A 4794-nucleotide genomic window follows, 5' to 3' on the forward strand; every position below is an offset into this window, starting at 1 on the left:
GCCGTCCTGAACGTTATCGAATCCGCGCAGCCAATCGTTCAGATTGATGCCGGAGTTCTCCAGCGTCGACAGCACCTCATCGGAGATGCCGCGCTCCTTCATATGCTCGATCATGACGTCAGCGTTAAGCGCCGCCATGCCGCAGTCCAGATGCCCGACGACGATGACTTCGTCAGCTTTCAGTTCATACAGAGCGACGAGAACGCTCCGCATGACGCTGCCGAAAGGATGCGAGATGATCGCACCGGCGTTTTTGATGAGCTTCACGTCGCCGTTGCGGACGTTCATCGCTTTGGGCAGCAGCTCTACGAGGCGCGTATCCATGCAGGTGACGATGACGAGCTTTTTCTCGGGAAACTTGCCAGTAATGTATTTTTCGTACTCTTTACTTTCTACGAACTGCTGGTTGAACTCCAAAATCTGCGAAACGGTTGTCATAATGAATTGCTCCTTCCATTGTTGGGTAATGATGCATGATGTAAGGCGTCAACGCTTATCCACTAGCCTGATATTTTGACCGTACAGCTGGCCGTCCCCGGTAAGCCGGAACGATGGATAGTTTTTTTCGGAGTCCAGGTATAGATGCTCTTCGAAAAAAACCGCCTGCATGCGGTGAATAATAAAATGCAGATGATGACTCTGTATTTCCACTTCATCGGCTTCTTTGGCGGAAACGATCCAGAGTGCCGGCAGACCGTTAACGCCGCAGCCGCAGCCTTCGGAATCGTAGGCAAGCCGGATGATGGCCGACTCCGACCCGGCAAGCGACTCGATATGCTTTTTGGCAGTTTCGGTAACTTGGATAACCACGGCGGGTTTCAGGCTCCTTCCCTATGTAAAAAGGATAATAGCGTCTATTAAATATTGATTATACTTTCCAGTAAAAGTATCATCAAGAAGGAAGAAAAAATTCGGCGTGAGGTGAACCTAATTATGGAAAAAGAAGCAAAAGCGACATTGGACTCATTTCTCGGACTGGTCCGCAAAATCAGAAGCTATGACGAGGCCATCAGCTTGATGCACTGGGACTTGCGGACGGGTGCACCTCGTAAAGGAGCAGAGCAGCGTTCCGAGGTGATCGGGATGCTGTCGGCGGAAGATTTCAAACTCCGAATTTCGGATGAAATGGGCTCGTATCTGGAGGCGTTGACCCGTCCTGATACATATGAGGGGCTGGACGATATTTCCAGAAGGATCGTTGACGAGTCTAAAAAAGAATATGACGAGAACAAAAGCATCCCGGCGGAAAAGTTTCAGGAATTTATGGTGCTGTCATCCCATTCCCAGACGATTTGGGAGGAAGCGAAGGCGAAGAGCGACTTTGCCATGCTGGAGCCGAACTTGACGAAGCTGGTGGGCATGCTGAAGGAATTCATCGGATATTGGGGCGTCAAGGGAACGCCATATGACACGCTGCTGGACCGCTATGAGCCGGATATGACGGTTGAGAAGCTGGACCAAGTGTTCAGCAAGCTTCGTGACCGGCTGGTTCCGCTCGTGGAGGCGATTGCGGCATCTCCGAACAAACTGGATACATCGTTCCTGGATCAGCTGTTCGAGCAGGAGCAGCAGGCGAAGATGAGCCGCTTCATTCTGGGCGAAATGGGGTACGATTTCGAAGCCGGGCGCCTCGATGAGAGCGTACACCCGTTTGCCACCGGCTTGAACCCGGGAGATGTACGGATTACGACCCATTATTTGCAGGACGACGTGACGAGCGCGCTGTTCAGCTCCCTGCATGAAGGCGGCCATGCACTGTACGAGCAAAACGTGAGCAAGGAGCTGGCCGGAACGCCGCTCGCCCAAGGGACGTCCATGGGCATTCACGAATCGCAGTCCCGCCTGTGGGAAAATATGATTGGACGCAGCCGCGCCTTCTGGGAACGCTACTATGCCGATCTGCAGCAGCATTTCCCGCAGCAGCTGAAAGACGTGCAGCTGGATGATTTCTACCGGGCCGTCAACCGCGTGGAGAACTCCCTGATCCGGATCGAATCTGATGAGCTAACGTATAACCTGCACATTATTATCCGCTATGAAATCGAGAAGATGCTGTTTAACGAGGGGCTTGAGGTCAAGGATCTGCCTAAAGTATGGAACGAGAAATACGAGCAGTACCTCGGCATTACACCGCCAAGCGACAGCCTGGGCGTCCTTCAGGACGTGCACTGGTCCGGCGGGGATTTCGGTTACTTCGCCTCCTATTCCCTCGGCAACATGTATGCTGCGCAAATTATGAACACGCTGCGCAAGGAGATGCCAGAGCTGGATCAGCATATTAAGGAAGGCAATCTGGCACCGATCCGCGAATGGCTCACGGAGAAGATTTACCGCTACGGCAAGAGCCGCAAGCCGTCCGAGATCATTTTGCAGGTGACCGGTGAAGAGCTGAACCCGGACTATTTGGCCGAATACCTGGAAACGAAATATAAGGAAATTTATCAATTGTAATGCAGCGCAGGAACGCTTGACATCAGATCCAACCATCCAAGCGTAAGCACAGAAGCACCCCTGTCACTTCCGTAAAGAAGCCCCGAGGCTACTTGAGGAAATGGCGGGGGTAGTTTTTGTGTTCGTCCGTGGCCATGTTTAACCCTTTGCTGGCGCATGCATAAGATGGCATATGGCTGGAACGCGAAGAAGGATGGAGGACAATGACAATGAGAAAGGGTAAACGTGGATTCGCCCTGGTGCTTGCGGCGGTTCTCCTTTGCGCAGCCGTGCTGTCCGGTTGCTCCGGAAGCAAGGGCGACGTGAAGGTCAAAATCGGCGAAGTGACGCGCTCGGTATTTTACGCTCCGGAATATGTGGCGCTTGGGAAAGGCTTTTTTAAGGAAGAAGGACTGGATGTGGAGCTGCAGACGATTCCCGGCGGTGATAAGACGATGACGGCGCTGCTCTCGGGTGCCATCGATGTGGCCCTGGTCGGATCCGAGACGTCGATTTACGTATATCAGCAAGGTTCGGACGATCCGGTGATCAACTTCGGTCAGGTGACGCAGACGGACGGCACGTTCCTCGTATCGAGGCAGGATGAAGGAGAGCTGGACTGGAATCAGCTGAAAGGGAAAACCTTCCTCGGGCAGCGCAAGGGCGGCATGCCGAACCTGATCCAAAACATCGATTTTGCCAATATCGCTTCGGCGTTTTTGTCCGGAACGGGTGAATACGTGCAGCTGTTTGAGCCGCAGGCCTCGATTTTTGAAAAAGAAGGCAAAGGGCATGTCGTCGCCTCATTCGGAGTGGAGAGCGGACATCTGCCCTATACAGTCTTTATGAGCAAGCAGAGCTATATCAAGAAGAACGGCGAAACTGTTCAAAAATTTACGAACGCGCTCCAGAAAGCCCAAAATTGGGTCCAGCAGCACACCCCCGAGGAGATCGCCGACGTCATTCTTCCTTATTTTAAGGATACCGATAAGGATATCGTCGTCTCGGCGGTCAAACGGTATAAGGATCAGGGAACGTACGCGACGGATCCCGTCGTGGATGAGACGGAGTGGAACAACCTGCTGGACGTCATGGATCAGGCGGGCGAACTGAAAGAGAAGGTGCCTGCCTCCGCCATCGTGGACAACAGTTTTGCCGAAAAGGCCAAATCGTCCGTGAAATAATGGTTATGGAAAGGAGATCGTGCGCATGGAGCCGGTAGTCGAACTTAAAAATTTGACGCATGTATACGTTAACGACCGGGAAGCTTCGCTTGCTGTCGAAGGACTGAATCTGACGGTACATCCCGGAGAGTTCATCAGCCTGGTCGGACCGAGCGGATGCGGAAAAACGACGATTCTGTCCATGATCGCCGGGCTCTTGCATCCGACGAACGGCGAGGTGCTTGTCTATGGGCGGAAGGTGGAGGGGCCTTCCCCGGATGTCGGGTATATGCTGCAGCAGGATTATTTGTTCCCTTGGCGCACAATCCTTCAGAACGCGGCCATCGGGCTTGAGGTAACCGGGCGCCTGCAGCGGGAATCGATGGATCACCTGACGCAGCTGCTTGACGAGATGGGACTGGAAGGAACGGGGAGCCTGTACCCGCAGCAGCTGTCGGGTGGGATGAGGCAGCGGGTTGCCCTGGTACGGACGCTGTCGACCGATCCCGGACTGCTGCTGCTCGATGAGCCCTTCTCGGCGCTTGACTATCAGACCAAACTGCAGCTTGAAGATTTAATTGCCGGGACGCTGCGGGAAAAGAACAAGACGGCAATCCTGGTCACGCACGATTTATCCGAGGCCGTGGCCGTCAGCGACCGGGTCGTTCTGCTGGGTAAAAATCCCGGCCGAATCCGCCGTACCTTTGAAGTGCCCGGGCACATCCGGGAGACACAGCCTTTCTATGCCAGAAAGGAGGAAGGTTTCAATGAATTGTTTCACGAAATCTGGCGCGAGATGGAGTCGGAGGAAGACTGATAAACGGAAGAAGGGAGGCGGCGCGTGTGAACAGCGTGCTTAGATCGGATGAAGTGATCCGGAGGGACCGGGGTTCCAGCCTCGATGCTCTGCATACAGCTCATTTGCGCCGCCAGCGCAAGCTGCGGGCACAGGTCCTGTCCGTTCAGATGGCCATTCTGGTGCTGTTCTTTGCCTTATGGGAAGTTGCCGGACGTTTGAAATGGATCGACGTACTGCTGTTCAGCTATCCGAGCAAGGTGTTTGCGCAAATTTGGAAGGATGCGGTCAGCGGTGAGTTGTGGGGACATTTGGGCGTGACGGTGGGCGAGACGGTCGTCGGATTTTTGCTGGGGACGATCGTGGGGACGCTGCTGGCTGTTCTGATCTGGTGGTCGCCGTTTC

General features: G+C 54.0%; 6 protein-coding genes. 4 read left to right on the forward strand and 2 right to left on the reverse strand.

The window, feature by feature from the left end; all coding sequences use genetic code 11:
* Both CPT76_RS05700 and CPT76_RS05705 read right to left on the reverse strand, forming a co-directional pair.
* Nucleotides 1-438: beta-class carbonic anhydrase (locus CPT76_RS05700; protein WP_181152701.1), on the reverse strand; the 438-nt coding region annotated here is incomplete at its 3' end.
* 48 nt (nt 439-486) lie between these two features.
* Entirely contained in the window at nt 487-810 is a 324-nt protein-coding gene (locus tag CPT76_RS05705) for an iron-sulfur cluster biosynthesis family protein (protein WP_181152702.1), read from the reverse strand.
* Between the two features lie 123 nt (nt 811-933).
* Between CPT76_RS05705 and CPT76_RS05710 the strand changes: the two genes are divergently transcribed.
* From CPT76_RS05710 to CPT76_RS05725, 4 genes are all read left to right on the forward strand, one after another.
* Complete coding sequence (locus CPT76_RS05710; protein ID WP_105442214.1) at nt 934-2451, forward strand: carboxypeptidase M32; 1518 nt, start codon at nt 934-936, stop codon at nt 2449-2451.
* Between the two features lie 209 nt (nt 2452-2660).
* Nucleotides 2661-3614, forward strand: a complete 954-nt coding sequence (locus CPT76_RS05715) for an ABC transporter substrate-binding protein (RefSeq protein ID WP_105442215.1) — start codon at nt 2661-2663, stop codon at nt 3612-3614.
* 25 nt (nt 3615-3639) lie between these two features.
* Nucleotides 3640-4410 carry an ABC transporter ATP-binding protein gene (locus tag CPT76_RS05720; protein ID WP_076171190.1) on the forward strand — a complete coding sequence of 257 codons (771 nt, stop codon included), beginning with the start codon at nt 3640-3642 and terminating at the stop codon, nt 4408-4410.
* Between the two features lie 89 nt (nt 4411-4499).
* Nucleotides 4500-4794: ABC transporter permease (locus CPT76_RS05725; protein ID WP_374954617.1), on the forward strand; the 295-nt coding region annotated here is incomplete at its 3' end.

This window comes from Paenibacillus sp. AR247, assembly GCF_002968895.1.
Taxonomy (GTDB): Bacteria; Bacillota; Bacilli; order Paenibacillales; family Paenibacillaceae; genus Paenibacillus_AQ; species Paenibacillus_AQ favisporus.